This window comes from Streptomyces sp. ITFR-6, assembly GCF_031844725.1.
Taxonomy (GTDB): Bacteria; Actinomycetota; Actinomycetes; order Streptomycetales; family Streptomycetaceae; genus Streptomyces.
Genome location: NZ_CP134612.1, coordinates 3,140,283 through 3,166,165 on the forward strand (window position 1 = coordinate 3,140,283; position 25,883 = coordinate 3,166,165).

A 25,883-nucleotide genomic window follows, 5' to 3' on the forward strand; every position below is an offset into this window, starting at 1 on the left:
GCGACGGCAGTTCGAAGACAGACCCTAGGGCCTTCCCTGGGTCCCGGAACAGCGAGCCTGCCCAGCGAACCACACCTCACGCCCGCAGCCTGCTACCTGCCACGGCTCGCCGTCCAGCCCGAAGCCCCCACCGCAGCAGTCCTGATACACACGTGCCCGGCGGCCGGCGGCCGGGTGCCCCTCGAACCGGCGCTCCTGGAAGCGGAGTTCCGTCCGGCCCGAGGGCACCAGCGGCAACACGGTTACCACGGCAGTGTGACGACAGGGCCTAGATCGGCTGAATGTCCGGCGCTCCGAGCCGTGCCGCGTCCGCCGTCAGGTCGTCGGGCTGGCGCTGCGACTCCCGTTCCGCCTCCACCCGCTTCTCGTAGTGCGTGACCTCCCGGTCGATCTGGCTCTTGTCCCAGCCGAGCACCGGGGCCATCAGCTCCGCGCAGAGCCGGGCGGATCGCGTGCCCCGGTCGAAGGTCTCGATGGAGATCCGGGTCCGCCGGGTCAGCACGTCGTCGAGGTGGCGGGCGCCCTCGTGCGAGGCCGCGTAGACGATCTCGGCCTTGAGGTAGTCGTCGGCGGACGGCAGCGGCTCGCCCAGCACCGGATCCGCGGCGATCAGCTCCAGGATCTCCTCGGTCATCGCGCCGTACCTGTTCAGCAGATGCTCCACCCGGGCGACGTGCAGCCCGGTGCGGGCGGCGATCCTGGCCCGCGCGTTCCACAGGGCGTGGTAGCCCTCCGCACCCAGCAGCGGGGTGTCCTCGGTGACGCAGTCGGCCACCCGCTGGTCGAGGCCGTGCACCGCCTCGTCGACGGCGTCCTTGGCCATCACCCGGTACGTCGTGTACTTGCCGCCCGCGACGACGACGAGGCCCGGGGCCGGATGCGCCACCGTGTGCTCGCGGGACAGCTTGCTGGTCGCGTCCGACTCACCGGCCAGCAGGGGACGCAGTCCGGCGTAGACGCCCTCGACGTCGTCCCTGGTCAGCGGGGTGGACAGGACCGAGTTGACGTGTTCCAGCAGATAGTCGATGTCGGCGCTGGACGCCGCCGGGTGGGCCTTGTCCAGGTCCCAGTCGGTGTCCGTCGTGCCGATGATCCAGTGGCGGCCCCACGGGATGACGAAGAGCACGGACTTCTCGGTGCGCAGGATCAGGCCGGTGGAGGAGTGGATGCGGTCCTTCGGGACGACGAGGTGGATGCCCTTGGAGGCGCGGACGTGGAACTGGCCGCGCTCGCCGATCAGCGCCTGGGTGTCGTCCGTCCAGACGCCGGTGGCGTTGACCACCTGTTTGGCCCTGATCTCGTACTCACCGCCCGCCTCGACGTCCTCCACCCGGGCGCCGACGACCCGCTCGCCCTCCCGGAGGAAGCCGGTCACCCGGGCCCCGTTCGCCACCTGGGCGCCGTACCCGGCGGCGGTCCGCACCAGCGTCGCCACATAGCGGGCGTCGTCCATCTGGGCGTCGTAGTACTGCAGGGCCCCCACCAGCGCGTCCTTCTTCAGCGCGGGGGCGACCCGCAGGGCGTGGCGGCGGGAGAGATGCCGGTGCACGGGCAGCCCGCGGCCGTGCCCGGAGGACACCGACATCGCGTCGTACAGCGCGACGCCGGAGCCCGCGTACAGCCGCTCCCAGCCCTTGTGCTGCAACGGATAGAGGAACGGCACCGGCTTCACCAGGTGCGGCGCGAGGCGCCCCAGCAGCAGCCCGCGCTCCTTCAGCGCCTCCCTGACGAGCGCGAAGTCGAGCATCTCCAGATAGCGCAGCCCGCCGTGGATCAGCTTGCTCGACCGGCTCGACGTGCCGGACGCCCAGTCGCGCGCCTCGACCAGGCCGGTCGAGAGCCCTCTCGTGGCCGCGTCGAGTGCCGTCCCGGCGCCGACCACGCCCGCCCCCACGACCAGCACGTCCAGTTCGCGCTCGGCCATCGCTTCGAGCGCCTCGACGCGCTCCGCGGGTCCCAGTGTCGCTGTCCTCACTGCTGCCTCCCGGTAGATCGGGGTGGTCCGGGCACGGGGTGCGGTCCGACCCGGGGGTCGGACACCCGTGCCCACCCCTCGATTCTGTCCGCGCTTCGCGACTTCAGCCACCGCCTGTGGACAACACCCGGACAACCACGGCCACACAATGCGACATATAGGTCATATTTACGCCTAGTCTGACATTGCGCTGTCCCCAGGGGTTGCGCTTTCTGTCCTCATGGTCTTAGGGAAGGACGGCCACCCACGTGCCTGCAGACCTCGCCGTCATCGGACTCGGTCACCTCGGCCTGCCCCTCGCCCAAGCCGCCGTCGCAGCCGGCATCCAGACCGTCGGCTACGACACCGACCCCCGGGCCTTCGCGGAGCTCTCCGCGGGCCGCACCCCCGTCGAGGGATCACTCCCCGCGTCCGACATCCGGCGCATGCTCTCCGGGGGATTCCGCCCCACCACCAACGAGGCCGAGCTCGGCCGGGTCCGCACCGCCGTGATCTGCGCGCCCACCCCGCTCGGCCCCGACCGCACCCTGGACCTGAGCGCCGTCGGTGAGGCGGCCCGCGCCCTCGCCGCCCGGCTGCGCCCGCACACCACGGTGCTGCTGGAATCCTCGGTGCCGCCCGGCACCACGGAGAACTTCCTGCTCCCCCTCCTGGAGAAGGGCTCCGGGCTGCGCGGCGGCCGCGACTTCCACCTCGCGTACTCCCCGACCCGGCTCGACCCCGGCAACCGCACCCACGTCTACGCCAACACCCCCAAGGTCATCGGCGGCCTCACCCCCGCCTGCACCGAGTCGGCCGCGGCCTTCTACAGCCGGCTCACCGACAAGGTCGTCCGCGCCAGAGGCCCGCGCGAGGCCGAGATGACGAAGGTCCTGGAGACCAACTTCCGGCACGTCAACATCGCCCTGGTCAACGAGATGGCCGTGCTCTGCCACGACCTCGGTGTCGACCTCTGGGACGTCATCCGGTGCGCGGAGACCAAGCCCTTCGGCTTCCAGCCCTTCCGTCCGGGCCCCGGCGTCGGCGGCCACGGAGCCCCGGTCGACCCGGGCTTCCTCCCGTACAGCAGCCGCACCCCGGGCCACCCGCTGCGGATGGTCTCGCTCGCCCAGGAGATCAACGACCGGATGCCGCAGTACGTGATCCAGCGCTGCGCCACCCTCCTCAACGAGCACGGCAAGTCCGTGCGCGGCGCCCGGGTGCTGCTGCTCGGCGTCACGTACAAGCCGGACCTCGCCGACCAGGAGGCCTCCCCCGCCCGCGAGATCGCCGCCCGGCTGATGGACATGGGCGCCCAGATCGGCTACCACGACCCCCACGTGCTGGACTGGCGGGTACGCGAACTCCCGGTCCCCCGCGCCGATTCGCTGTACGAGGCGGCCTCCAGCGCCGACCTCACGGTGCTGCTCCAGCACCACCGCACCTACGACCTCCAGGGGCTCGCCGTGAAGGCTCAACTGCTCCTGGACACCCGGGGCGCGACCCCCGCCGGGGCCGCGCACCGGCTCTAGACAGGCTTAGGGCGCAATCCAGCCATGGAATCTTCTGGGCCGATGTCCGACGCGGCTGCTAGCCTGCGGCGTCACTTATCGCACAGCCGTGCGCATCGCCCAGGGGGGAACCCAAATGAGCCAGCCCGTACCACCGCCGAACCAGCCTTACGACGGCCAGCCGCAGGCCCCGAAGCCGGCGGACGGCAACCCGTACGCCGGGCAGCAGCCGGGCCGGCCCCAGCCGGGCGCCCAGTTCGGCGGCGGCGCACCGTTCGCGCCCGTAGCTCCGGCGCGGGACAACCTCGCCCTCGGGCTGGTCGTCGCGTTCGTGGCGGCCCTGGTCGCCGCGGGGATCTACGGCGCGATCATCGGTGCCACCAAGCACGAGATCGGCTACGCGGCCGTGGGTGTGGGCGCCATAGTCGGCTTCGCCGCGGGCAAGGTCGGCGGCCGCAACCCCGCCCTGCCGGTGCTCGGCGGTCTGTTCGCCCTGATAGGCGTCTACGCCGGGCAGCTGCTCGGTGAGGCCATCATCATCAGCAAGCTGCCCGGGTCCCCGTACTCCGTTACGGAGATCTTCACGGAGCACTTCAGCGACCTGAACACGGTCTGGAAAGAGGACTCCGACTTCATCAGCATCCTCTTCTTCGTGGTCGCCGCCGTGGTGGCGTTCTCCACGGCCAAGAAGACGGCCGATTAGTCGCGGACCGCACACCGCACACACGGGAGGGCCCGGACCGCACAAGCGGTCCGGGCCCTCCCGTCATGCAGGAGACACTCAGCGGCGGTGCTGCGAGTCGGCCACCGTGACCTCGACGCGCTGGAACTCCTTGAGGTCGCTGTAGCCCGTGGTCGCCATCGCCCGGCGCAGTGCGCCGAAGATGTTCATCGAGCCGTCGGGGGTGTGCGAGGGGCCGGTGAGGACCTCCTCCGTCGTCCCGACCGAGCCGAGGTCGACCAGCTTGCCGCGCGGCACGTCCTCGTGGACGGCCTCCATGCCCCAGTGGCGGCCCCGGCCCGGCGCGTCCGTCGCGCGGGCGAGCGGGGAGCCCATCATCACGGCGTCCGCACCGCAGGCGATGGCCTTCGGCAGGTCGCCGGACCAGCCGACGCCGCCGTCCGCGATCACGTGCACGTACCGGCCGCCGGACTCGTCCATGTAGTCGCGGCGGGCACCGGCCACGTCCGCGACGGCGGTCGCCATCGGGACCTGGATGCCGAAGACGTTGCGCGTGGTGTGCGCTGCGCCGCCGCCGAAGCCGACCAGGACACCGGCCGCGCCGGTGCGCATCAGGTGCAGGGCGGCGGTATACGTGGCGCAGCCGCCGACGATCACCGGGACGTCCAGCTCGTAGATGAACTGCTTCAGGTTGAGCGGCTCGGCCGCGCCCGAGACGTGCTCGGCGGAGACCGTGGTCCCCCGGATGACGAAGATGTCCACACCCGCGTCGACGACGGCCTTGGAGAACTGGGCGGTGCGCTGCGGGGAGAGCGCGGCGGCGGTGACGACACCGGAGTCGCGCACCTCCTTGATGCGCTGCCCGATCAGCTCCTCCTGGATGGGGGCGGAGTAGATCTCCTGGAGCCGGCGGGTGGCCGACTCGACGGGCATCTGGGCGATCTCGTCGAGCAGCGGCTGCGGGTCGGCGTGCCGGGTCCACAGGCCTTCCAGGTTCAGCACGCCCAGCCCGCCGAGCTCACCGATGCGGATGGCGTGCTGCGGGGAAACCACGGAGTCCATGGGAGCGGCCAGGAACGGCAGCTCGAAGCGGTAGGCGTCGATCTGCCAGGCGATCGAGACCTCCTTCGGGTCGCGGGTCCGGCGGCTCGGGACGACGGCGATGTCGTCGAATGCGTAAGCCCGGCGGCCGCGCTTGCCGCGCCCGATCTCGATCTCAGTCACGATGTGTGGCCTTTCCCTCTACGTCTGCGCTGTCCAGTATCCCCGACACATGAGGGAGGGGCGGTCCCGGGAACCCCGGACCGCCCCTCACCTGCGCTGTCGCGTTACTTCCTGCTGTAGTTCGGTGCTTCGACCGTCATCTGGATGTCGTGCGGGTGGCTCTCCTTGAGACCCGCCGAGGTGATCCGCACGAAGCGGCCCTTGCTCTCCATCTCGTCGACGGAGGCGGCGCCCACGTAGCCCATCGTCTGGCGGAGACCGCCGACGAGTTGGTGCAGGACGTTGGCCAGCGGGCCCCGGTAGGGCACCTGGCCCTCGATGCCTTCGGGGACGAGCTTGTCGTCGGAGGACACCTCGGCCTGGAAGTACCGGTCCTTCGAGTACGAGCGGCCCTGGCCGCGGGACTGCATCGCGCCGAGCGAACCCATGCCCCGGTACGACTTGAACTGCTTGCCGTTGATGAACTGCAGCTCGCCCGGGGACTCCTCGCAGCCCGCGAGCAGCGAGCCGAGCATGACCGCGTCGGCGCCGGCCACCAGGGCCTTGCCGATGTCGCCGGAGTACTGGAGGCCGCCGTCGCCGATGACCGGGACGCCCGCCGCACGGGCCGCGAGCGCGGCCTCGTAGATCGCGGTGACCTGCGGGACGCCGATGCCGGCGACCACGCGGGTGGTGCAGATCGAACCGGGTCCGACGCCCACCTTGACGCCGTCCACCCCGGCGTCGACCAGGGCCTGGGCGCCGTCGCGGGTCGCGACGTTGCCGCCGATGACGTCCACGCCGACGGACGACTTGATCTTCGCCATCCAGTTGAGGGCGTTGCTGTTGTGGCCGTGCGAGGTGTCGACGATCAGGAAGTCCACCCCCGCACCGGCCAGCGCCTGGGCGCGGTCCAGCGCCTCCGGGCTGGCGCCGACGGCCGCGCCGACGAGCAGCCGGCCCTCGGCGTCCTTGGCCGCGTTCGGGTACTGCTCGGCCTTCTTGAAGTCCTTGACCGTGATGAGGCCCTTGAGGATGCCCGCCTCGTCGACCAGCGGAAGCTTCTCGATCTTGTGGCGGCGCAGCAGCTCCATGGCGTCCACGCCGGAGATGCCGACCCGGCCGGTGACCAGCGGCATCGGCGTCATGACCTCGCGCACCTGGCGCGCGCGGTCCGACTCGAAGGCCATGTCGCGGTTGGTGACGATGCCGAGCAGCTTGCCCACCGGGTCGGTGACCGGGACGCCGCTGATGCGGAACTTGGCGCACAGCGCGTCGGCCTCGCCGAGCGTGGCGTCCGGGCTGACCGTGATCGGGTCGGTGACCATGCCGGACTCGGACCGCTTCACCAGGTCCACCTGGTTGACCTGGTCCTCGACCGAGAGGTTGCGGTGCAGTACGCCGACGCCGCCCTGACGGGCCATGGCGATCGCCATGCGGGCCTCGGTCACCTTGTCCATCGCGGCGGAGAGCAGCGGGATGTTCACGCGTACGTTCCGCGAGATGAGCGACGAGGTGTCGACCGCGTTGGGCAGCACGTCAGATGCGCCCGGCAGCAGCAGCACGTCGTCGTATGTCAGCCCGAGCGTCGCGAATTTCTCGGGCACTCCGTCGACGTTTGCAGTCATGACACCTTCCCCAAATGGCCTTGATCGGTGCGGATGTCCATGCTAACGGCCTCCGTGCGTGTCTCATTCCACGAGCAAGATCACCCAGAGGTTCTGTACCTTCCTACGGGAGCGCGGAGGCCCGGCCCACGGGATGGCGAAGCCCCCGGCTCACTGCTCCGCGAGGGCCCGCAGCCGGCTCAGCGCACGGTGCTGGGCGACCCGGACCGCGCCCGGCGACATACCCAGCAACTGTCCGGTCTCCTCCGCGGTCAGCCCGACCGCGACGCGCAGGACCAGCAGCTCGCGCTGGTTCTCCGGGAGGTTGGCGAGGAGCCGCTTGGCCCAGGCTGCATCGCTGCTGAGCAGCGCACGCTCCTCGGGCCCGAGTGAATCGTCCGGCCGCTCCGGCATCTCGTCGGAGGGCACCGCGGTCGATCCCGGGTGCCGCATCGCGGCCCGCTGGAGATCGGCCACCTTGTGGCCGGCGATGGCGAAGACGAAGGCTTCGAAGGGTCTGCCGGTGTCCTTGTACCGGGGCAGCGCCATCAGTACCGCGACGCAGACCTCCTGCGCCAGGTCCTCCACGAAGTGGCGGGCATCACCGGGCAGCCGGTTCAGCCGGGACCTGCAGTAGCGCAGCGCGAGGGGGTGGACATGGGCCAGCAGATCATGGGTGGCCTGCGCGTCGCCCTCGACGGCGCGGTGCACCAGGGCACCGATCACCGTCGTTCCGTCGTCGCGCATCGGACCATGGTGCATCGGTGCCGCGTCATCCGCGGCACCGCGTCCGTAGTTGTGCACCGAAGCGTTATGAGCGGGTGCGCCGGAAGTCATGTCCTGCGCCCTCCCCTTCCGCTCGACCGAATCGTTCCCGAGGAACTCCACATCTCAAGGATGCGGCATCGGCCGGGAAGCGTCACATACCGCGGGGGCGGCGGACTCCTCGGGCGGGAAACCGCCGGGCCCCGGGTCGCCCCGTCCGCCGGTGTGCGGACGGGGGGTGAATCGACTGCCGGCCGTGCCCGGCCCTCAGCGGACCAGGCCCCAGCGGAAGCCGAGCGCGACGGCGTGCGCCCGGTCCGAGGCTCCGAGCTTCTTGAAAAGACGCCTGGCGTGTGTCTTCACCGTGTCCTCCGAGAGGAACAGCTCCCGGCCGATCTCCGCGTTGGAGCGGCCGTGGCTCATCCCTTCGAGCACCTGGATCTCACGCGCCGTGAGCGTGGGGGCCGCACCCATCTCCGCGGACCGCAGCCGGCGCGGGGCCAGCCGCCACGTCGGGTCGGCCAGCGCCTGCGTGACGGTCGCCCGGAGCTCCGCCCGGGAGGCGTCCTTGTGCAGATACCCGCGGGCCCCGGCGGCGACCGCGAGCGCGACACCGTCCAGGTCCTCGGCGACGGTCAGCATGATGATCCTCGCTCCGGGGTCGGCGGAGAGCAGCCGCCGGACCGTCTCCACACCTCCCAGACCGGGCATGCGTACGTCCATCAGAATCAGATCCGAACGGTCGGCACCCCAGCGGCGGAGGACTTCCTCGCCGTTGGCCGCCGTCGTCACACGCTCGACGCCGGGCACGGTCGCGACCGCGCGACGGAGCGCCTCTCGGGCAAGCGGGGAGTCGTCGCAGACGAGGACGGATGTCATGACCGCCCTCCGAAGCTGATGCGCGTCACCTTGAGCCTCCAGGCTGTTACAAGTCGTCACCTGTGCGGTTGACGCTCTCGGACACCTGCCCGATCGCTTCCTCTGCCAACCGCCTCCACACTCTCAACGATGGTCACTCGAAAGAGTTACGGGTCGGACGACAGGGTTCGGCACTCTACGTGAGGGAGCGGATACGGAGGAGAGCGCCACGGGTTCGTCCAGCCGTCAACTGAACCTTCACAGGAAGGTATGCCCCATTTAGCGAGTTTTCTTCCCTTTTGCTGGTGTCTGTGACTAGATTCGCAATCAGTCATATTTACATCTACTAACACCGTAGATGTACGGTCATGAACACGGCCGACGACGGACGACAACGACGTTTCCGACTCAGCACGGTTTCGAGGGGACAAGCAATGGCAGATTTCTCCCGCCTTCCCGGACCCAACGCCGATCTGTGGGACTGGCAGCTGCTGGCGGCCTGCCGCGGGGTCGACAGCTCGCTGTTCTTCCACCCCGAGGGCGAACGGGGCGCCGCCCGGAGCGCCCGCGAGAACTCCGCGAAAGAGGTCTGCATGCGGTGCCCGGTGCGCGCCGAGTGCGCGGCCCACGCCCTGGCGGTGCGAGAGCCCTACGGGGTCTGGGGCGGACTGACCGAGGACGAGCGCGAGGAGCTCATGGGGCGGGCCCGCAACCGGCCGATCTCCGCGACGGCGCCCGCAGGCCCGGCGTCACCCCCCGGACACGACTGACCCCCACCGGCGTCCCAGTACGGCAGAAACGTTTCTTCATGCGCGTGGCGTGACGTACTCGCCGCGCCCCCGCCCCGCAGGCGCCGCGCCCCGCGGGCCCCTCAGCGGGCGGCCGCCGGCGACAGCTGGTCCAGCGTGGCCGCCACCGCCGGGACCTGCGCCAGGTCGGGCAGGGTCAGCGCGACGATCTCGCGCTCGATGGCCGGTTCCACGGTGACCGTCACGGCGCCCCGGGGGCGTACCGACTCGATCGCCAGCGCGGGCAGCACGGCCACCCCGAGACCGGCGCCGACCAGGCCGATCACCGCGGGGTAGTCATCGGTGGCGAAGTCGATCCGGGGGGTGAAGCCGGACTTCTCGCAGACCTCGACCAGCTGCCGGCGGCAGCGCGGGCAGCCGGCGATCCACGGTTCCGCGGCGAGTTCCCCGATGCCCACCGCCGCCCGGCCCGCCAGTTGGTGTCCCTCGGGCAGCAGGCCGATGAGCCGGTCGGTGAGCAGCGGGCGGACCACCAGGTCGTCCCACTCGGCGCCCTGCGTGCCGTAGCGGAAGGCCAGGGCGATGTCGCAGTCGCCGTCGCGCAGCATCTCCACCGAGCGGGGCGGTTCGGCCTCGACCAGGGAGACCCGGGTGCCGGGGTGTTCTGCCCGCAGCGCCGCGAGGGCGCCCGGGACCAGGCTGGAACTGCCGCTCGGGAAGGACACCAGCCGGACCCGGCCGGCCCGCAGGCCCGCGATCGCGGCGACCTCCTCCTCCGCGGCGGTGAGCCCGGCGAGGATCCCGGAGGCGTGCCGCACGAGCGCCTGGCCGGCCTGCGTCAGCCGCATCTCGCGCCCGGTCCGGATGAGCAGCGTGGTGCCGGCGGAGGATTCCAGGGCCTTCATCTGCTGGCTGACCGCGGGCTGTGTGCAGCCCAGCTCGCGGGCGGCGGCGGAGAAGGAGCCGGTGGCGGAGACGGCTCGCAGGACACGGAGATGACGGGCTTCGATCACCCTTCGAATATAAGCCCCTCTTGGGAAAGGGGCGAATTCTTCGCCTGTGACTTTGGGCCACAGCGGTTTCCCCGGGTCGTCAGGGAGCCGCTAGCGTGCGGAGATGAGTGCGTCGAGAGTGCTGACCGTGAACACCGGCCGGCCCGTGGCGGTGCCGTACACCGACTCCCCGGGCGGGGTGACCGGGATCGACAAGCACCCGGTCGACGGTCCCGTACAAGTCGCGGAGCCCGGCCCCGAGGGCACGGGCGGCAGCGGACTCGCCGGGGACGCGGTCTGCGATCTGCGGTTCCACGGCGGCTCGAACCAGGCCGTGTACGCGTACGCCCGCGAGGAACTGGACCGCTGGGAGCAGGCGCTCGGGCGCCCGCTGCCCAACGGGGCCTTCGGCGAGAACCTGACCACGAGCGGGGTGGACGTCAGGGGCGCGCTGATCGGAGAGCGCTGGCGAATCGGTGCCGAGCTGGTCCTGGAGATCACCTCGGGCCGCGTCCCGTGCCGTACGTTCGCGGGCCATCTCGACGAACGGCAGTGGGTCAGGCGGTACACCCGGGCAGCCACCCCCGGTGCGTATCTGCGGGTGATCACGCCAGGCACGATCCGGGCGGGCGACCCGGTGGAGATCACGCACCGGCCGGACCACGAGGTCACGGTGGAGCTCCAGTTCCGGGCCGTGACGACCCGCCGGGAGCTGCTGCCGCTGCTGCTCCCGGCCGGGGAGGCGCTGCACCCGGAGCCGCTGCGGCAGGCGCGGGAGTACGTGGCGCGGCAGCGGTGAGCGGGGAGCGCCGGGCGGCGCGGCAGGGGGTTCGCGCGGGGCACTAACGTGCCGCGTATGACGACTGCACTGATCACGGGCGCGACCTCGGGCATCGGGGCCGCGTTCGCGCGGCGGCTCGCGGCCGAGGGCCACAACCTGGTCCTGGTGGCCCGCGACACCGAGCGGCTGCGCGAGCAGGCCACCGAGCTGCACGACCGGCACGGCATCGAGGCAGAGGTGCTGCCCGCGGACCTGTCCCGGGACGACGGGATCGCGGCGGTGGAGGCTCGGCTGAGCGACCGCCTGCAGTCGGTCGATCTGCTGGTCAACAACGCCGGGTTCGGCAACAAGGGCAGCTATCTGGACGTCCCCATGGCCGATGAGCTGGCGATGCTGAAGGTGCACTGCGAGGCGGTGCTGCGGCTGACCTCCGCGGCGGCGGCCGGGATGAAGGAGCGCGGCCGGGGCGGCGTGGTGAACGTGGCCTCGGTCGCGGCGTTCGTGCCGCGCGGTACGTACGGGGCGTCCAAGGCGTGGGTCGTGCAGTTCACCCAGGGCGCGGCCAAGGACATGGCGGGCTCGGGGGTGCGGCTGATGGCGCTCTGCCCCGGCTTCGTACGGACGGAGTTCCACCAGCGGGCCGGCATGGGCACGGGCAACATCCCCGGCTGGATGTGGCTGGACGCCGACAAGCTGGTGACCGCGGCCCTGGCGGACCTGGCGCGGGGCAAGCCGGTCTCGGTCCCGGATCCCCGCTACAAGGCGCTCATGGGGCTGGTCAAGGTGACGCCGCGCGGACTGCTCGGGAGCGTCACCTCCAGGACGGGCCGCAAGTACGGACCCCAGTGACGATCGGCGCACTGTGCCGCCCCGCCTCATTGTGATCGAATGATCAGAACAGCACTACGTTCGATCATTCACTAACCGCCTGAGGGGCTGCCACCGTGCGCGAAGGTGCCGCTGAACGTCATGACCGACTGCTGAAACTGGTGCGCGAACAGGGCACCGCACGGGTCTCGGACCTCGCGGACCGGCTCGGCGTCTCCCCGGTGACAGCACGCCGCGACGCCGAGGCGCTGGCGGCGCGCGGGCTGCTCGACCGGGTGCACGGTTCGGTCTCCTGGCCCGCCGAACGCGGACCGGCCGGCACCCCGGCGGGCGGCGGCCCGGTCATCGGGATGCTGGCCCCGGCCGCCGTCTACTACTTCGCGGAGGTGATCCGCGGCGCCCACGAGGCCGCGGCCCGGCTCGGCGCCCGGCTGATCCTGCGGGTCACCGACTACCGCCCGGAGGACGACGCGGCCCACGCCGCCGGACTGCTGGCGGCCGGGGCGCAGGGGCTGCTGCTCGCCCCGAGCTGGACGGAGCCGGGGCATCCGGCCGCCTACAGCGACTGGCTCGCCCAGCTGCCCGTGGAGAAGGTCCTGGTGGAGCGGACCGGGGTGCCGGGCGGGCCGCTGGACGGTTTCGACCGGGTCTGCTCGGACCACGCGCACGGGGTGCTGCTCGCCATCCGGTACCTGCTGGAGCTGGGCCACGGGGCGCCGCTGCTGGTCGCTCGGGCGGACAGCCCGACGGCGCAGGCGGTCCGGGCCGGGTACGCGCGGGGGCTTGCGGTGCTGGGGTTGCGCGCCCCGGGCCCGGTGATCGAATCGTCCTCCGACGAGCGCGATCCGGTGCTGTTCGAGCAGGCGGCGCTCGGGCTGCGGGACGCGGTGCGGCGGGGGCGGGCGACCGCGGCCCTGATGCACAACGACGAGGACGCCATCCGGATGATGCGGCGGCTGGCCGAGCTCGGCGTCCGGGTGCCCGACGATCTGTCCCTGGTCACGTACGACGACGAGGTGGCGGCGCTCGCGGACACCCCGCTCACCGCGGTGGCGCCGCCCAAGCGTGAGGTCGGGCGCAGCGCGGCGGAGCTGCTGGTCGAGCGGTTGTCGGGGGAGCGCTACGGGGTGCCCGCCGACCTGGCGCCGAGGCGTCATGTCGCCCTGCTGCCGACGCTGCGGGTACGGGACTCCTGCGGGCGGCCGTCGAACCGGACGGCGGACCCGGAGCCGTCCGGCGGCTGAGGCAGGCGCACCGGTCACCAGGCACCACGCCTGCCCCATAAATAACAGTTGCCCCCATTCACCACTCTCCCGTTCGATCAAATTTCGATCATTCAATCTTTCGCTCTTGACTTCGATCACCAGGAATCGAAACATCACGGCCAATGCCTGTTCCCGCACGTACAGGAGCTGTCCCCGTGAGCCGCAGTTGGTCCCGTCCCATCCATGCACTGGTCGGCGCTGCCACCGCCCTCGCCGTCCTGACGGCGTGCGGCGGCAGCGCCGACGACTCCCCCGCCCATGGCACCGCAGAACACCCCGTGACCGTCTCCTTCTGGGCATGGACCAAGGGGTCGCAGGAGGTCGTTGACGCGTTCAACGCGACCCACGACACGATCAAGGTCAAGTTCGAGGAGATACCGTCCGGCGGTCTCGGCGGCTATCCGAAGATCGCCAACGCGGTGAAGGCGGGCATCGCCCCCGACCTGCTCTCCATCGAGTACCCGCAGCTCTCTGCCTTCGTCAGCCAGGGCTCGCTCCAGGACATCAGCGGTTACCTCACCGACGACATCAAGAAGAAGTTCCTGCCGCAGACCATCGAGATGACGACGCTCGGCGGCAAGAACTGGGCGGTGCCGTTCGACGCGGCGCCGCAGGTCTTCTACTACCGCAAGGACTTCTTCACCGAGCACCACATCGCACTGCCGAAGACCTGGGACGACTTCCGGACCGCCGCCGCCGACGTCAAGAAGGCGGCGCCGAAGACCAGGATCGCCACGTTCTTCCCGGACGACCCGACGTTCTTCCAGGCGCTGGCCTGGCAGGCCGGCGCCCAGTGGTTCAGCGCCGGCAAGGACGCCTGGAAGGTCGACACCACCGGCCCCGCCTCGAAGCGGACCGCGGAGTACTGGCAGGGGCTGATCGACGACAAACTGGTGAGCACCGCCTCCTCGTTCAGCCCGGAGTGGACCAGCTCCCTGAAGCAGGGCACCACGGTCGGCTACCTCGGCGCCTCCTGGAGTGCCGGGGTGCTCGCGGGCATCGTCCCCGAGGAGAAGGGCAAGTGGGCGGCCGTGCCGCTGCCCAGCTGGGAGGCGGACAAGCCCGCCAGCGGGATGGTCGGCGGCTCCACCTTCGCCGTGAGCAAGAACAGCAAGAAGGCCGCGGCCGCCGTCGAGTTCGCGCTGTGGATGTCCACCCACAAGGACGCCATCAACGCCCGGATCGGGGCGAGCACGTCGAGCGCGCTGCCCGCCTCCCCCGCGATGGTGCCGATCGCCCGCAAGGCCTTCGACACCAGCTTCTACGGCGGCCAGGACCTGTACGGCCTGTTCACAGAGGCGGGCGCCTCGATCGGGCCCGACTGGGTGTGGGGTCCGAGCCCCGGCGCCACCAACTCCGCACTCGGCGACGAACTCGGTGAGGTCGTCGGCGGCGGCTCCACCCTGCCGCATGCGATCAAGACCGCCCATGACGCCACTGTCGCCGATCTCAAGAAGCGCGGCCTGAAGGTCGAGGAGCCCTCATGAGCACGCCTCCCACGTCCGGTACCCGCCCCGGCGGGCTGAGCGCGAAGGCCCGCACCCGGATCGCGGCCGGTACCTTCCTCACGCCGTTCTTCGTCCTGTTCACCGTCGCGATGATCATCCCGGTCTGCTACGCGCTCTGGCTGAGCCTGTTCACCGAGAAGCAGTCCGGGCTCGGCTTCGACGGTCCCCGTACGGTCTTCGACGGGCTCGGGAACTACGCCTCCGCCCTCGGGGACCAGGCGTTCCGCGACGGCTTCTGGGTGCTCCTGGGCTACTGCGCCTTCTACATCCCGCTGATGGCCGGCGGTGCGATCGTGCTGGCGCTGCTGCTGGACACCGCACTGGCCCGCGCCCGGCGCTTCTTCCAGCTGGCGCTCTTCCTGCCGCACGCCATCCCCGGGCTGATCGCCGCGCTGATCTGGATCTACCTGTACACACCGCAGCTCAGCCCGGTCGTCAAGGCGATGGAGTCCGGCGGCATCGGCTTCGACTTCTTCTCGTCCCAGGGCACTCTGCCCTCCATCGTCAACATCGCCCTGTGGGAGTGGCTCGGCTACAACGTGGTGATCTTCTACGCCGCGCTGCAGGCCGTCGACCGCTCGCTGCTGGAGGCCGCGACCGTGGACGGCGCGGGGAACTGGCGGATCGCCTTCTCCATCAAACTCCCGCTGATCCGCTCCTCACTGGTGATGGTGCTCCTCTTCACCATCATCGGCTCGCTCCAGCTGTTCACCGAGCCGCTGATCCTGAACCGGGGCTCGGGCTCGGCCGTGACCAGCACCTGGACCCCGAACATGTACGCCTACAGCGCCGCCTTCGAGCGCAACGACTACGGCCTCGCCGCGGCCGCCTCCGTGCTCATCGCCCTCGTCGCCGCCGCGCTCTCCTTCGTCGTCACGCGCTTCACCAACAACCGCAAGGAGGCACGGGCATGACCTCCCCCGTCATGATCGATCCGGCCGCGCCGGCCCGCACCCCCGCCCGCTCCGAGGGCCGCGCGCCCGTCGGCTCGGGAGGCGCCCGGTCCAGCCGCTGGCTGTCGAAGACCGCGGTCAACGGCGTGCTGGTCATCGCCGCCGTCTACACGCTGTTCCCGCTGATCTGGCTGGTCACCGCGGCCACCAAGGACGCCGGGAACCTGCTGGGCGGTGACGTCTTCTCCTTCGAGGGCTTCAACCTCGGCGGCAACCTCTCCGCCCTGTCCACGTACCAGGACGGCGTCTACTTCCGCTGGTACGGCAACTCCCTGCTGTACGCGGGCATCGGGGCGCTCGGCTGCTCGCTGGTCAGCGTCGCCGCGGGGTACGCCTTCGACAAGTACCGCTTCCGGGGGAAGGAGAAGCTGTTCGCGCTCGTCCTGCTCGGTGTGCTGCTGCCCTCCACCGCGCTGTCCCTGCCGCTCTACCTGCTGGCGGTGAAGACCGGAACCGTCAACACCTACTGGGCGGTCCTGATCCCGTCCCTGGTGAACCCGTTCGGCGTGTACCTCTCCCGGATCTTCAGCGCCGGCTACATACCGGACGAGGTCCTGGAAGCGGCCCGGATCGACGGGGCGGGCGAGATGCGCACGTTCTGGTCGGTGGGTCTGCGCATGGTCATGCCGGGGTTCGTGACCGTCTTCCTCTTCCAGTTCACCGCGATCTGGAACAACTTCTTCCTCCCCCTGGTCATGCTCTCGGACAAGAAGCTCTACCCGCTGAGCCTCGGCCTCTACAACTGGCACAGCACCGCCAACGCCGACCCCAGCTTCTATCCGATGGTCGTCACCGGATCCCTCCTCGCCGTCGCTCCGCTGATCATCGCCTTCATCACCCTGCAACGTCACTGGAAGGCCGGTCTCACCGCCGGCAGCGTCAAGTGACATCCGAGGAGCCCGAGTTCCACCATGCACCACACCACTGACACCCGGCCCGCCGCGCTCCTGGCGATGGGACCGGGGATCGCAGAACGGCTGCTGACGCCCGCTCACCGGGACCGGCTGACCGGCCTCGTCCGCACCGATCCGGATCTGGTCGCCCACCAGTTGGCCGACCCGTCCCCGCAGGTCGCCGCCGCGCTGGCCGAGGCCGAGGTCCTGCTGACCTGCTGGGGCGCGCCCGTGCTCACCGAGGCCGTCCTCGCGGCCGCGCCCCGGCTGCGGGCGGTCGTCCACGCCGCGGGCAGCGTCAAGCACCACATCACGGACGCGTGCTGGGAGCGGGGCATCCAGGTCACCTCCGTGGCCGGCGCGAACGCCCGGCCGGTGGCCGAGTACACGCTGGCCGCGATCCTCTTCGCGGGCAAGAACGTGCTGGGCAGCGCCCGCCGCTACCGGGAGCTGCGCGCCGCGCACGACTGGCGCGAGGAGCTCGACGGCTGGGGCAACCACGGCCGCACGGTGGGCATCGTCGGCGCGTCCCGGACCGGCCGCCGGGTCATCGAGCTGCTGCGGCCGTTCGACTTCGAGGTCCTGCTGTACGACCCGTACCTGGAACCGGCCGCCGCCACCCGGCTCGGTGCGGAGCCGGTCCCCCTCGACGAGCTCTGTGCCCGCAGCGGGATCGTCTCCGTCCACGCGCCGGAGCTGCCGGCCACCCGCCGGCTGATCGGCGCCGCGCAACTGGCGGCCATGGCGGACGGCTCCACCCTCATCAACACCGCACGCGGTTCGCTGATCGACGAGCCGGCCCTGGTCACGGAGCTGGTACGGGGACGGCTGCACGCCGTCCTGGACGTGACGGATCCCGACCTGCCGCCCGAGTCCTCACCGCTCTTCGACCTGCCGAACGTGCTGCTGACCCCGCACATCGCGGGCTCGCTCGGCAACGAGCTGCACCGGATGGCGGACCAGGCGCTGGACGAGCTGCAACACTTCGCGAACGGCCGCCCCTTCGCGGACCCGGTCCACGGAGACGCGCTCCCGCGCTCGGCGTGACCTCAAGCTCCTCCGGCGCATCCGGGATCACCGGGCAAAATCAAGCCCCTCCGGCGATTGCCGAATTTGCCCCGGCACGCGAAAGGCCCGGCCCCCTCGCGGGGGCCGGGCCATACCGCTTGCGCGGAGAGCTACGCGTTAGTGGGAGTGACCGTGGCCGTGACCGGCCTCGGCCTCTTCCTCGGCCGGCTTCTCGACGACCAGGGTCTCGGTCGTGAGCAGCAGCGACGCGATGGACGCGGCGTTCTCCAGGGCGGAGCGGGTGACCTTGACCGGGTCGATGACGCCGGCCTTGACCAGGTCGCCGTACTCGCCGGTCGCGGCGTTGAAGCCCTGGCCCTTGTCGAGCTCGGAGACCTTCGAGGTGATGACGTAGCCCTCAAGGCCCGCGTTCTCCGCGATCCAGCGGAGCGGCTCGACGGCGGCGCGGCGCACGACCGCGACACCGGTGGCCTCGTCGCCGGTCTTGCCGAGGTTGCCCTCAAGGACCTTGACGGCGTGGACCAGAGCGGAGCCACCACCGGAGACGATGCCCTCCTCGACCGCGGCGCGGGTCGCGGAGATGGCGTCCTCCAGACGGTGCTTCTTCTCCTTGAGCTCCACCTCGGTGGCCGCACCGACGCGGATCACGCAGACCCCGCCGGCCAGCTTCGCCAGGCGCTCCTGGAGCTTCTCGCGGTCCCAGTCCGAGTCCGTGGACTCGATCTCGGCCTTGATCTGATTGACGCGGCCGGTGACCTCGTCGGACTTGCCGCCACCGTCGACGATGGTGGTGTCGTCCTTGGAGACGGTCACGCGGCGGGCGGTGCCCAGCACGTCCAGACCGGCCTGGTCGAGCTTGAGGCCGACCTCCTCGGCGATGACGGTCGCACCGGTGAGGGTGGCGATGTCACCGAGCATGGCCTTGCGGCGGTCACCGAAGCCGGGGGCCTTCACCGCGACGGCGTTGAAGGTGCCACGGATCTTGTTGACGACCAGGGTCGACAGGGCCTCGCCCTCGACGTCCTCGGCGATGATCAGCAGCGGCTTCGAGGCACCGGCCTGGATGACCTTCTCCAGAAGCGGCAGCAGCTCCTGGATCGAGCCGATCTTGCCCTGGTGGATCAGGATGTACGGGTCGTCGAGGACGGCCTCCATACGCTCCTGGTCGGTCACCATGTACGGGGACAGGTAGCCCTTGTCGAAGGCCATGCCCTCGGTGAACTCAAGGTCCAGGCCGAAGGTGTTGGACTCCTCGACGGTGATGACACCGTCCTTGCCGACCTTGTCCATCGCGTCCGCGATGAGGTCGCCGACCTGGCTGTCCTGCGCGGAGAGCGCGGCCACGGCGGCGATGTCGGACTTGTCGTCGATCGGGCGGGCCGTCGCGAGGAGCTCCTCGGACACGGCCTTGACCGCGGCGTCGATGCCCTTCTTCAGGGCGGCCGGGGACGCACCCGCGGCCACGTTGCGCAGGCCTTCGCGGACGAGCGCCTGGGCGAGCACGGTGGCGGTGGTCGTACCGTCACCCGCTACGTCGTTGGTCTTGGTCGCCACCTCCTTCACCAGCTGGGCACCGAGGTTCTCGTACGGGTCGTCGAGCTCGACCTCGCGCGCGATGGTGACACCGTCGTTGGTGATGGTGGGCGCACCGAACTTCTTGTCGATGACGACGTTGCGGCCCTTGGGGCCGATCGTCACCTTCACCGTGTCGGCAAGCTTGTTGACGCCGCGCTCAAGGGCGCGACGGGCGTCCTCGTCGAACTTCAGGATCTTCGCCATGGAGCTGAACTGTCCTCTCAAAAACAAGAACTGCGCCCCTCGCCGCCCGGCTAGTTATGTCGCAGGGGGCCAGGGGCGCAGAACAGAAGCAAACGTTGGGTGAATTACTTCTCGATGATCGCGAGCACGTCGCGGGCCGAGAGGACGAGGTACTCCTCGCCGTTGTACTTCACCTCGGTGCCGCCGTACTTGCTGTACAGCACGATGTCACCGGTCTTGACGTCGAGCGGAAGGCGCTCGCCGTTCTCGAAGCGGCCCGGGCCCACGGCCAGGACGACGCCCTCCTGGGGCTTCTCCTTGGCGGTGTCGGGAATGACCAGGCCGGAGGCCGTGGTCTGCTCGGCGTCGAGCGGCTGGACCACAATGCGGTCCTCAAGCGGCTTGATCGCAACCTTGGTGCTGGCGGTCGACACGATCCGGTCTCCCCCTTCGGAGATCTCACGGGGTTAACAGTCTTTGGGTGGCGACCAGGTGGGCCCGTCGTCGCGGGTGCCGGACCTGCCGGTCGCACAGTACTGCTGGCACTCTCCAGTGGGGAGTGCCAGCACTGAGACTATGACCGCGATTAGCACTCGGTCAAGCGGAGTGCCAATTCACGCCCCTCGTGGCGTCCGTGCCGGATCCCGCCGGCGGACGACACGGTGTGCCCCGGCCGGGGCGGACGTCCGCAGGAGACGACGACCAGCGCCCCCGGCGCCCTGCGGTCACCCCGCGCCAGCTCCGTGGCGCGCGCGCCCGCCGGCCGCGCCGCCGCCCGGCTCGGTGGCGGGTTCACCCGCTGCGCGGCCTTGCGGCCGAGCCGTTCGATCGGGTCCACCGACTGCGCACAGCCGGTGGTGGCGGTCAGGAGCGCACCGGCGGCCAGCAGTCCGGCCAGCAGCCGGTGCGCGCTTCTCATACGTAGTCCTCCAGCCGGGCCACGGCGTATCCCTTGTCCGTGATGACCTTCATAACGGCCCGGACCATGTCGGGCATGGAGCCCTTCCAGTCCTTCTTGCCGCGGAAGTGGGTGAGGATGATGTCCCCGGGGTGCAGGTCCTGGTCCTCCTCCCGCCACTCCATGCGGTCGGGGAACACCTCCTCCGACCACAGGGGCACGGCGGTGATGCCGCAGGACTTGGCGATCCGCAGGGTGTCGCCGTTGTAGTTGCCGTACGGCGGCCGGAACAGCCGGGGGCGCTCGCCGTACTGCTTCTGGAGGATGTCCTGCTGGTCGCAGATCTCCTGCTTCTGCACGTCGTAGGAGAGACCGGGCAGGTAGCGGTGGTTGAGCGTGTGGTTGTTGATGGCGACGCCCCGGGCCTGCGCGTCCTTGAAGTACCCGTAGTCGTCGCGCACCAGGTAGTCGCTGAGGAAGGCGCTGTACGGGATGTTCAGGTCCGACATCATCCGCAGCAGCTCGGGGTCCTTGTCGTCCCCGTCGTCCATCGTCAGGAAGACGATCTTCTTGTCGGTCGGGACCGTGGTGAAGACCGGCGGCAGCGAGTCGTCGCCGCCCTCGACCTCGAAGCCCTTGCGAGTGGTGATGTGCGGCTTCACGGCGGGCGGGACGGGCGCGGCCAGCGGAGTGCTCGCCAGCCCCCACTTCTTGGCGGCGACCGCGCGGGCGGCCTGGGCGAGGCGCGCCTTCTCGGCCTGCGCGGCGCGGGTGCCCGCCGCCCCCGCGTTCCCGGCCTGACTGCCCGGCCGCCCGGCGAGGGCCTTGGCCCCCTGTCCGGCTCCTACGTCGGTACGGCTGTCGGTCCCGGCCGCGCAGCCGGAGCCGACCGCGGCGACCAGGAGCGCGGCCAGGACCGCGTAACCGGGCCGACGCCGCAGGTATCCCCGGGCGCGTCCGGTTCCGCCCTGCCCCTGTTCCACCTGTCCGGTTCTGCGCCTCTTCATGATGAATTCTTCTTTTTGTCGTACAAGCTGCATGGCGCCGCATACTGCCAGTACGTCATCGGGCTCCCGGGCCGACACCGCCGCCGGACCCGCACGGTCCCCCGGCTGGCTCACAACCGGCTGGCTCACAACCGGTTGGCTCACAATGGGGCAGGTGAACGCTCTCGCCCCGACCGACGGCCCCGATCCGTCCGTCGCCCCCGACCCCCTCGCCGGCTTCCTGGCCCTGCGCACCCCGGAGGGTGCCGAGCTACTGGCCGGGCTGCGCTCGTACGACCCGGCCACCGAACTCGCCACCGCCACCCGGCTGCGCCGCACCCACCCGGCCGGCCTGGTCTCCGCGGCGCTCGGGCAGGCACGGCTGCGGCAGCGGGCGGTCGCGAAGTTCGTCGCCGAGGACGCGCACCGGATGTTCTTCACGCCGAACGGGGTGGAGCAGGCCACCCGTACCTCGGTGGCGGCCCACCGCGCCGGACGCTTCGCGGGCGCCGGGGTCCGCAGCGTCGCAGACCTCTGCTGCGGGATCGGCGGCGACGCCGTCGCGCTGGCCCGCGCCGGGATCTCCGTCCTCGCCGTGGACCGCGACCCGCTGACCGCGGAGGTGGCCAGGGCCAACGCCGCCGCGCTCGGCCTGGACGCGCTGATCGAGGTGCGGTGCGCCGATGTCACGGAGATCGACACCTCGCCCTACGACGCGGTGTTCGTCGACCCGGCCCGCCGGGGCGGCCGGGGCCGGATCTTCGACCCGGAGGCCTACTCCCCGCCGCTGTCCTGGGCGACCGCCGCCGCGCTGAAGGCCCCGAGGGCGGCGCTGAAGATCGCCCCCGGCGTCCCGCACGAGGCGATCGGCCCGCAGGCGGAGGCCGAGTGGATCTCGGACGGCGGTGACGTGAAGGAGGCGGTGCTCTGGTTCGGGGAGGGCTTCGAGGCGGGCGCCTACCGCGCCACCCTGCTCCCCTCGGGGGCCACCCTGGCGGCCCCGGCCGCGCTGCCCGCCCCGCCGGTCGGGCCGGTCGGCCGGTATCTGTACGAGCCGGACGGCGCGGTGATCCGGGCCCACCTGGTCGCGGACATCGTGGACCGGTGCGGCGGCCGGCTGATCGACGAGATGATCGCGTACGTCACGAGCGACGAGCTGTACGACTCCCCGTACGCCGCCGGGTACGAGATCACCGATCAGCTGCCGTTCAACATGAAGCGGCTGAAGGCGCTGCTGCGGGAGCGGAAGGTCGGCGTCCTGACGGTCAAGAAGCGCGGCTCGCCGGTCGAACCGGAGGAGCTGCGCCGGAAGATGAAGCTCCAGGGCCCCAACCGGGCCACCGTCTTCCTGACCCGGGTCGCGGACGCGCCGACGATGCTGATCGGCCACCCGGTGACCGGCCCGGAGGCCGGCCACCGGTAGCGACGGCGGCGCTTGGGGGAAGCTCTACCCGAGGTCGGTCAGCTCGTCCGCGTACACCTGCGAGAGGCGGCTGCGGGCCCACGTACTGCTGGCAGTTGCACCCGCCCGACTCGAAGCGGACCGGCTTCTTCTGCTCGTCCCAGGCGGTCGGCACCTCGACCAGCTCATGGCACTTGCCCTGCTTGTCGTGCTTGGCGAGGTGGTGCGTGCAGCCGCAGACCGGCTCCGGTGGCTTGTTCGCCGCCTCGACGGCCAGCCGTTCCCGCTTGCCGGCCTCCAGCAGTTCCAGCCTGCGTTCATGCCGGTTGCGCAGCGCCGTACGGGCGTTGTCGACCAGCCAGCCGAATCCGCCCGTCCAGAAGATGATCAGCAATCACCAGTACCACTCCATGACACGCCCTCCCCCAGAGTCCTTCGCGTACGCGCCAAGGATAGGACCGGAGTCAGCGGTGCGCGCCGCCCCCGGAGGAGATCAGCGCGCCGGGTGTGGGCGCGCCGATCAGCACCCGGACGACCCAACGCCGGTGCAGGAGCGCCTTGGTGACGCCGATCAGCCCGACGAGCCAGCCGATCAGGCCGAGCCCCATGCCGAGGGCGACCAGTCCGTACGTGTCGTCCCCGCGGGTCGCACCGGCCGGAACGGCGACGCAGGTGAACAGCCCGCCCGCGCACAGCACGAAGGAGAGCAGCAGCCAGACCAGGCTCGTCCCCGGCATCCGGAGCGCGCGGTCACCCCCCGGATCGCGGTCCAACTCGCCCCACTCCACGAGCAGTCGGCGGAGCCGGATGTCCCGGCGCAGCCCGACGAGGACCAGGATGACGGCCGGCACCAGGGCGCCCGTGCCCAGGGCGAGGAGGACCACGTCGGAGAGGGCGCTGAAGACGTCGTAGGACTCCTCGAAGGAGATGAACGCCGTGCCGATCAGCGACCAGCCGAGCTCGCCGAGCGCACCCCAGAGCCACAGCAGCCCGAGCCGCCCAGGACCCAGGTGCATCTTCACCAACTCGCGCAGAACGAGGGCCCGGTCGGTGAGCAGCGCACCCCGGTCGGGCCAGGTGCGTATCTCCACGGGCGGCGGGGGCGGGGGCAGCGCTGAACGGCGGGACATGGCCGAGACCCTACCGAGTGCGCGCTGCCCGGACAGCCCTCGGGACCGGGGTTCAGGCGTTGCGCAGGGCCTCGATGTCGAGCCGCTTCATGCCGAGCATCGTTTTCATGGCGCGGGCCGCCTTCTCCGGGTCCGGGTCGGTCAGGGCGTCACCGAGGCCGGGCGGGACGATCTGCCAGGAGACGCCGAATTTGTCCTTGAGCCAGCCGCACTGGCTCTCCTGTCCGCCGTCCGCCGTGAGCGCGTCCCACAGCCGGTCCGCCTCCTCCTGGGAGGAGCATTCGACGGAGAGGGACACGGCCTCGGTGAAGGGGAACTCGGGGCCGCCGTTGAACGCGATGTACTCCGTGCCCTCCAGCTGGAAACGCACGGTCATCACGGCGCCCGCCTCGCCGGGTGGCGCCGGGGTCCAGCGGGTCACGTCCAGGACGCGGGAGTCACCGCCGACGACCGAGATGTAGTGGTCCGCGGCCTCCTCTGCCTGGTTGTGGTCGAACCAGAGGAACGTGGTGACCTTCTGCATGGCGTTCTCCTCGCACGGTGGTGCGGACGGTCGTGCAGGGTAGACCGGTCCCGGGCCCGGAACTCATCGGCCGGGCACGGCCGGATCGACGTCTCCGGTGGAATGCTTCCGGAGGTCTTCCGGACCTGCCACCGGTACGCCCGCCGGGCCGGTTACGGGGGCGGTCGCCGCCCCGGTTCCGGCCGTGGCCGCCGCCCCGGCCCCCCGGTCGCGCGGGAGCAGGAGCAGCGCCGCCAGCGTGCCCGCCGCGAGCAGCCCGGCGGCGGCCCAGAAGGCCGTCGCGTATCCGGAGACCAGGTCGGCCCGCCGGCTGGAGTCCCCGCTGACCTGCGCGGCGACCGTCACCAGGACCGCGAGCCCCAGCGAGCCGCCCACCTGCCGGGCGCTGTTCAGCAGCCCGGAGGCCATTCCGGTCTCCCCGGCCGCGACATCGGTCGTGGCGGCGGTGCCGAGCGGCACGAAGCACATGCCGATGCCGACGGCGGAGACCACGGACGGGCCGAGGACGAAGGTGAGGAAGGTGCCGTCCGTCCGGGCGGTGACCGCGAACCCGGCGATGCCGAGAGCGGCCAGCGAGCCGCCCAGGGCCAGCAGCCGCCGGGTGCCGAGCGCAGCGACGGTACGGGTGGCGATGACCGAGCCCGCGACGACGCCCGCGCTGAACGGCAGGAAGGCGATTCCGGCCGCGGTCGGCCCGTAGCCGAGCACCTGCTGGAGGCAGAGCGAGACGAAGTAGAACGCGGCGAACTGACCGGAGCTGAGCAACAGGCAGAACAGGTTCGCCGTCAGGACCGGCCGCCCCTTCAGCAGGCCGGGCCGGAGCAGCGGATGCGCGGTGCGCTGTTCGACGACGACGAAGGCGACGAGCAGCAGGGCCGCGCCGCCGAGCGTGCAGAGGGTCCTGGCGGAGCCCCACGGGTGGGTCGAGGTCCCCACGAGCCCGAGGACGAGCAGGGTCGTACCGCAGGTGGCGAGCAGCGCACCGGCCACGTCGAGCCGCGCACCGGGCCCCGCAGGTCCCGCGGCCGGTCCGATGCGCAGGGAGGCGAACAGGGCGAAGGCCACGATGGGCACGTTGACGAGCATCACCGCACGCCAGCCCGCCGCGTCCGTGAGCACCCCGCCGGCCAGCACCCCGACCGCGCCGCCCGCCGCCCCCGCCATCCCCCAGAGCCCGAGGGCGCGGGAGCGCGCCGGTCCGGCCGGGAAGGCGATGGCGATCAGCGCGAAGGCCACCGGGGCGAGCGCGGCGGCGCCGACGCCCTGTACCGCCCGCGCGGCCAGCAGCAGTCCCGGCGACCCGGCGAGCCCGCCGGCCAGGCTCGCCGCCCCGAAGAGCACCAGGCCGCCGATCAGCACGGGGCGGCTGCCGAGCAGGTCGGCGAGCCGCCCGCCGAGCATCAGCAGCCCGCCGAAGGCGAGCGCGTACGCGTTCACGACCCACAGGAGCCCCTGCGGTGTGAAGCCGAGATCGGCGCGCATGTCCGGCAGCGCGACGTTCACCACCGACATGTCCAGCGCCACCATGAACTGCACGGTGAGAGCTACCAGCAGGAGCCAACGCATCTGCCGTGACGGGTCGTTCACGGTCTTCCCCTTCCCTCGCGG

The 25,883-nt window shown here is 71.1% G+C and carries 24 protein-coding genes and 1 pseudogene; 11 read left to right on the plus strand and 14 right to left on the minus strand.

Annotation, left to right across the window (positions count from 1 at the left end):
* Positions 1-268: 268 nt before the first annotated feature.
* Positions 269-1,975 carry a glycerol-3-phosphate dehydrogenase/oxidase gene (locus RLT59_RS13925; RefSeq protein ID WP_311303709.1) on the minus strand — a complete coding sequence of 569 codons (1,707 nt, stop codon included), beginning with the start codon at positions 1,973-1,975 and terminating at the stop codon, positions 269-271.
* Between the two features lie 248 nt (positions 1,976-2,223).
* Between RLT59_RS13925 and RLT59_RS13930 the strand changes: the two genes are divergently transcribed.
* Both RLT59_RS13930 and RLT59_RS13935 read left to right on the plus strand, forming a co-directional pair.
* Positions 2,224-3,486, plus strand: a complete 1,263-nt coding sequence (locus tag RLT59_RS13930) for a nucleotide sugar dehydrogenase (protein ID WP_311303710.1) — start codon at positions 2,224-2,226, stop codon at positions 3,484-3,486.
* 115 nt (positions 3,487-3,601) lie between these two features.
* Positions 3,602-4,168 (plus strand): hypothetical protein, encoded by a 567-nt coding sequence (locus RLT59_RS13935; RefSeq protein WP_311303711.1) that lies wholly within the window; start codon positions 3,602-3,604, stop codon positions 4,166-4,168.
* Positions 4,169-4,246: 78 nt separating this feature from the next.
* On the opposite strand, the gene RLT59_RS13940 is transcribed toward RLT59_RS13935, so the two are convergent.
* From RLT59_RS13940 to RLT59_RS13955, 4 genes are all read right to left on the minus strand, one after another.
* Positions 4,247-5,371 carry a GuaB3 family IMP dehydrogenase-related protein gene (locus tag RLT59_RS13940; protein ID WP_024490221.1) on the minus strand — a complete coding sequence of 375 codons (1,125 nt, stop codon included), beginning with the start codon at positions 5,369-5,371 and terminating at the stop codon, positions 4,247-4,249.
* Positions 5,372-5,475: 104 nt separating this feature from the next.
* Positions 5,476-6,978 (minus strand): IMP dehydrogenase, encoded by a 1,503-nt coding sequence (gene guaB, locus RLT59_RS13945; protein ID WP_311303712.1) that lies wholly within the window; start codon positions 6,976-6,978, stop codon positions 5,476-5,478.
* 150 nt (positions 6,979-7,128) lie between these two features.
* Positions 7,129-7,704, minus strand: coding sequence for a sigma-70 family RNA polymerase sigma factor (locus RLT59_RS13950; protein ID WP_073732620.1), 576 nt, complete (start codon positions 7,702-7,704; stop codon positions 7,129-7,131).
* A 285-nt stretch (positions 7,705-7,989) separates the two neighbouring features.
* A complete protein-coding gene (locus RLT59_RS13955) occupies positions 7,990-8,601 on the minus strand; it encodes a response regulator transcription factor (RefSeq protein WP_003948568.1) in 612 nt (203 codons plus the stop codon).
* A gap of 413 nt (positions 8,602-9,014) precedes the next feature.
* Here RLT59_RS13955 and RLT59_RS13960 point away from each other — a divergent pair, with 413 nt between their 5' ends.
* Positions 9,015-9,350: a WhiB family transcriptional regulator gene (locus RLT59_RS13960; RefSeq protein WP_311303713.1), complete on the plus strand. Its 336-nt coding sequence runs from the start codon at positions 9,015-9,017 to the stop codon at positions 9,348-9,350.
* 101 nt (positions 9,351-9,451) lie between these two features.
* Here RLT59_RS13960 and RLT59_RS13965 read toward each other — a convergent pair whose 3' ends face one another.
* The gene (locus RLT59_RS13965) at positions 9,452-10,342 is read right to left on the minus strand and encodes a LysR family transcriptional regulator (protein ID WP_311303714.1); all 891 of its coding nucleotides are present in this window, start codon (positions 10,340-10,342) and stop codon (positions 9,452-9,454) included.
* Positions 10,343-10,445: 103 nt separating this feature from the next.
* Between RLT59_RS13965 and RLT59_RS13970 the strand changes: the two genes are divergently transcribed.
* From RLT59_RS13970 to RLT59_RS14000, 7 genes are all read left to right on the plus strand, one after another.
* Positions 10,446-11,120: an MOSC domain-containing protein gene (locus RLT59_RS13970; RefSeq protein ID WP_311303715.1), complete on the plus strand. Its 675-nt coding sequence runs from the start codon at positions 10,446-10,448 to the stop codon at positions 11,118-11,120.
* Between the two features lie 57 nt (positions 11,121-11,177).
* Positions 11,178-11,951: an SDR family NAD(P)-dependent oxidoreductase gene (locus tag RLT59_RS13975; protein WP_311303716.1), complete on the plus strand. Its 774-nt coding sequence runs from the start codon at positions 11,178-11,180 to the stop codon at positions 11,949-11,951.
* Positions 11,952-12,046: 95 nt separating this feature from the next.
* Positions 12,047-13,174, plus strand: coding sequence for a substrate-binding domain-containing protein (locus tag RLT59_RS13980; protein WP_311303717.1), 1,128 nt, complete (start codon positions 12,047-12,049; stop codon positions 13,172-13,174).
* 176 nt (positions 13,175-13,350) lie between these two features.
* The gene (locus RLT59_RS13985; protein WP_311303718.1) at positions 13,351-14,682 is read left to right on the plus strand and encodes an ABC transporter substrate-binding protein; all 1,332 of its coding nucleotides are present in this window, start codon (positions 13,351-13,353) and stop codon (positions 14,680-14,682) included.
* Positions 14,679-15,617 carry a carbohydrate ABC transporter permease gene (locus RLT59_RS13990; RefSeq protein WP_311303719.1) on the plus strand — a complete coding sequence of 313 codons (939 nt, stop codon included), beginning with the start codon at positions 14,679-14,681 and terminating at the stop codon, positions 15,615-15,617. Before RLT59_RS13985 ends, RLT59_RS13990 begins: the two co-directional genes overlap by 4 nt.
* Positions 15,614-16,543, plus strand: coding sequence for a carbohydrate ABC transporter permease (locus tag RLT59_RS13995; protein WP_399125396.1), 930 nt, complete (start codon positions 15,614-15,616; stop codon positions 16,541-16,543). The genes RLT59_RS13990 and RLT59_RS13995 overlap by 4 nt, the downstream gene beginning before the upstream one ends.
* 24 nt (positions 16,544-16,567) lie before the next feature.
* Complete coding sequence (locus tag RLT59_RS14000; RefSeq protein WP_311303720.1) at positions 16,568-17,596, plus strand: hydroxyacid dehydrogenase; 1,029 nt, start codon at positions 16,568-16,570, stop codon at positions 17,594-17,596.
* 138 nt (positions 17,597-17,734) lie between these two features.
* Here the strand turns inward: RLT59_RS14000 and groL are convergent, their stop codons facing one another.
* The 4 genes from groL to RLT59_RS14020 all read right to left on the minus strand — a co-directional run bounded on the left by groL (position 17,735) and on the right by RLT59_RS14020 (position 21,241).
* Positions 17,735-19,357, minus strand: coding sequence for a chaperonin GroEL (gene groL / locus RLT59_RS14005; RefSeq protein WP_073732630.1), 1,623 nt, complete (start codon positions 19,355-19,357; stop codon positions 17,735-17,737).
* 104 nt (positions 19,358-19,461) lie between these two features.
* Positions 19,462-19,770: a co-chaperone GroES gene (groES, locus tag RLT59_RS14010; protein WP_311303721.1), complete on the minus strand. Its 309-nt coding sequence runs from the start codon at positions 19,768-19,770 to the stop codon at positions 19,462-19,464.
* 152 nt (positions 19,771-19,922) lie between these two features.
* A complete protein-coding gene (locus tag RLT59_RS14015; RefSeq protein WP_311303722.1) occupies positions 19,923-20,255 on the minus strand; it encodes a hypothetical protein in 333 nt (110 codons plus the stop codon).
* Positions 20,252-21,241: a polysaccharide deacetylase family protein gene (locus RLT59_RS14020; protein ID WP_399125399.1), complete on the minus strand. Its 990-nt coding sequence runs from the start codon at positions 21,239-21,241 to the stop codon at positions 20,252-20,254. The genes RLT59_RS14015 and RLT59_RS14020 overlap by 4 nt, the downstream gene beginning before the upstream one ends.
* Positions 21,242-21,386: 145 nt before the next feature.
* Here RLT59_RS14020 and RLT59_RS14025 point away from each other — a divergent pair, with 145 nt between their 5' ends.
* Entirely contained in the window at positions 21,387-22,643 is a 1,257-nt protein-coding gene (locus tag RLT59_RS14025) for a THUMP-like domain-containing protein (protein ID WP_311303724.1), read from the plus strand.
* 24 nt (positions 22,644-22,667) lie between these two features.
* Here the strand turns inward: RLT59_RS14025 and RLT59_RS14030 are convergent.
* The 4 genes and pseudogenes from RLT59_RS14030 to RLT59_RS14045 form a co-directional block, all read right to left on the minus strand.
* Positions 22,668-23,016 (minus strand): annotated as a pseudogene (locus tag RLT59_RS14030) (hypothetical protein).
* 70 nt (positions 23,017-23,086) lie between these two features.
* Positions 23,087-23,752 carry a hypothetical protein gene (locus RLT59_RS14035; protein ID WP_311303725.1) on the minus strand — a complete coding sequence of 222 codons (666 nt, stop codon included), beginning with the start codon at positions 23,750-23,752 and terminating at the stop codon, positions 23,087-23,089.
* Between the two features lie 52 nt (positions 23,753-23,804).
* Complete coding sequence (locus RLT59_RS14040; protein WP_311303726.1) at positions 23,805-24,275, minus strand: VOC family protein; 471 nt, start codon at positions 24,273-24,275, stop codon at positions 23,805-23,807.
* Positions 24,276-24,338: 63 nt separating this feature from the next.
* Positions 24,339-25,841 (minus strand): MFS transporter, encoded by a 1,503-nt coding sequence (locus RLT59_RS14045; RefSeq protein WP_311307721.1) that lies wholly within the window; start codon positions 25,839-25,841, stop codon positions 24,339-24,341.
* Positions 25,842-25,883: the final 42 nt, after the last annotated feature.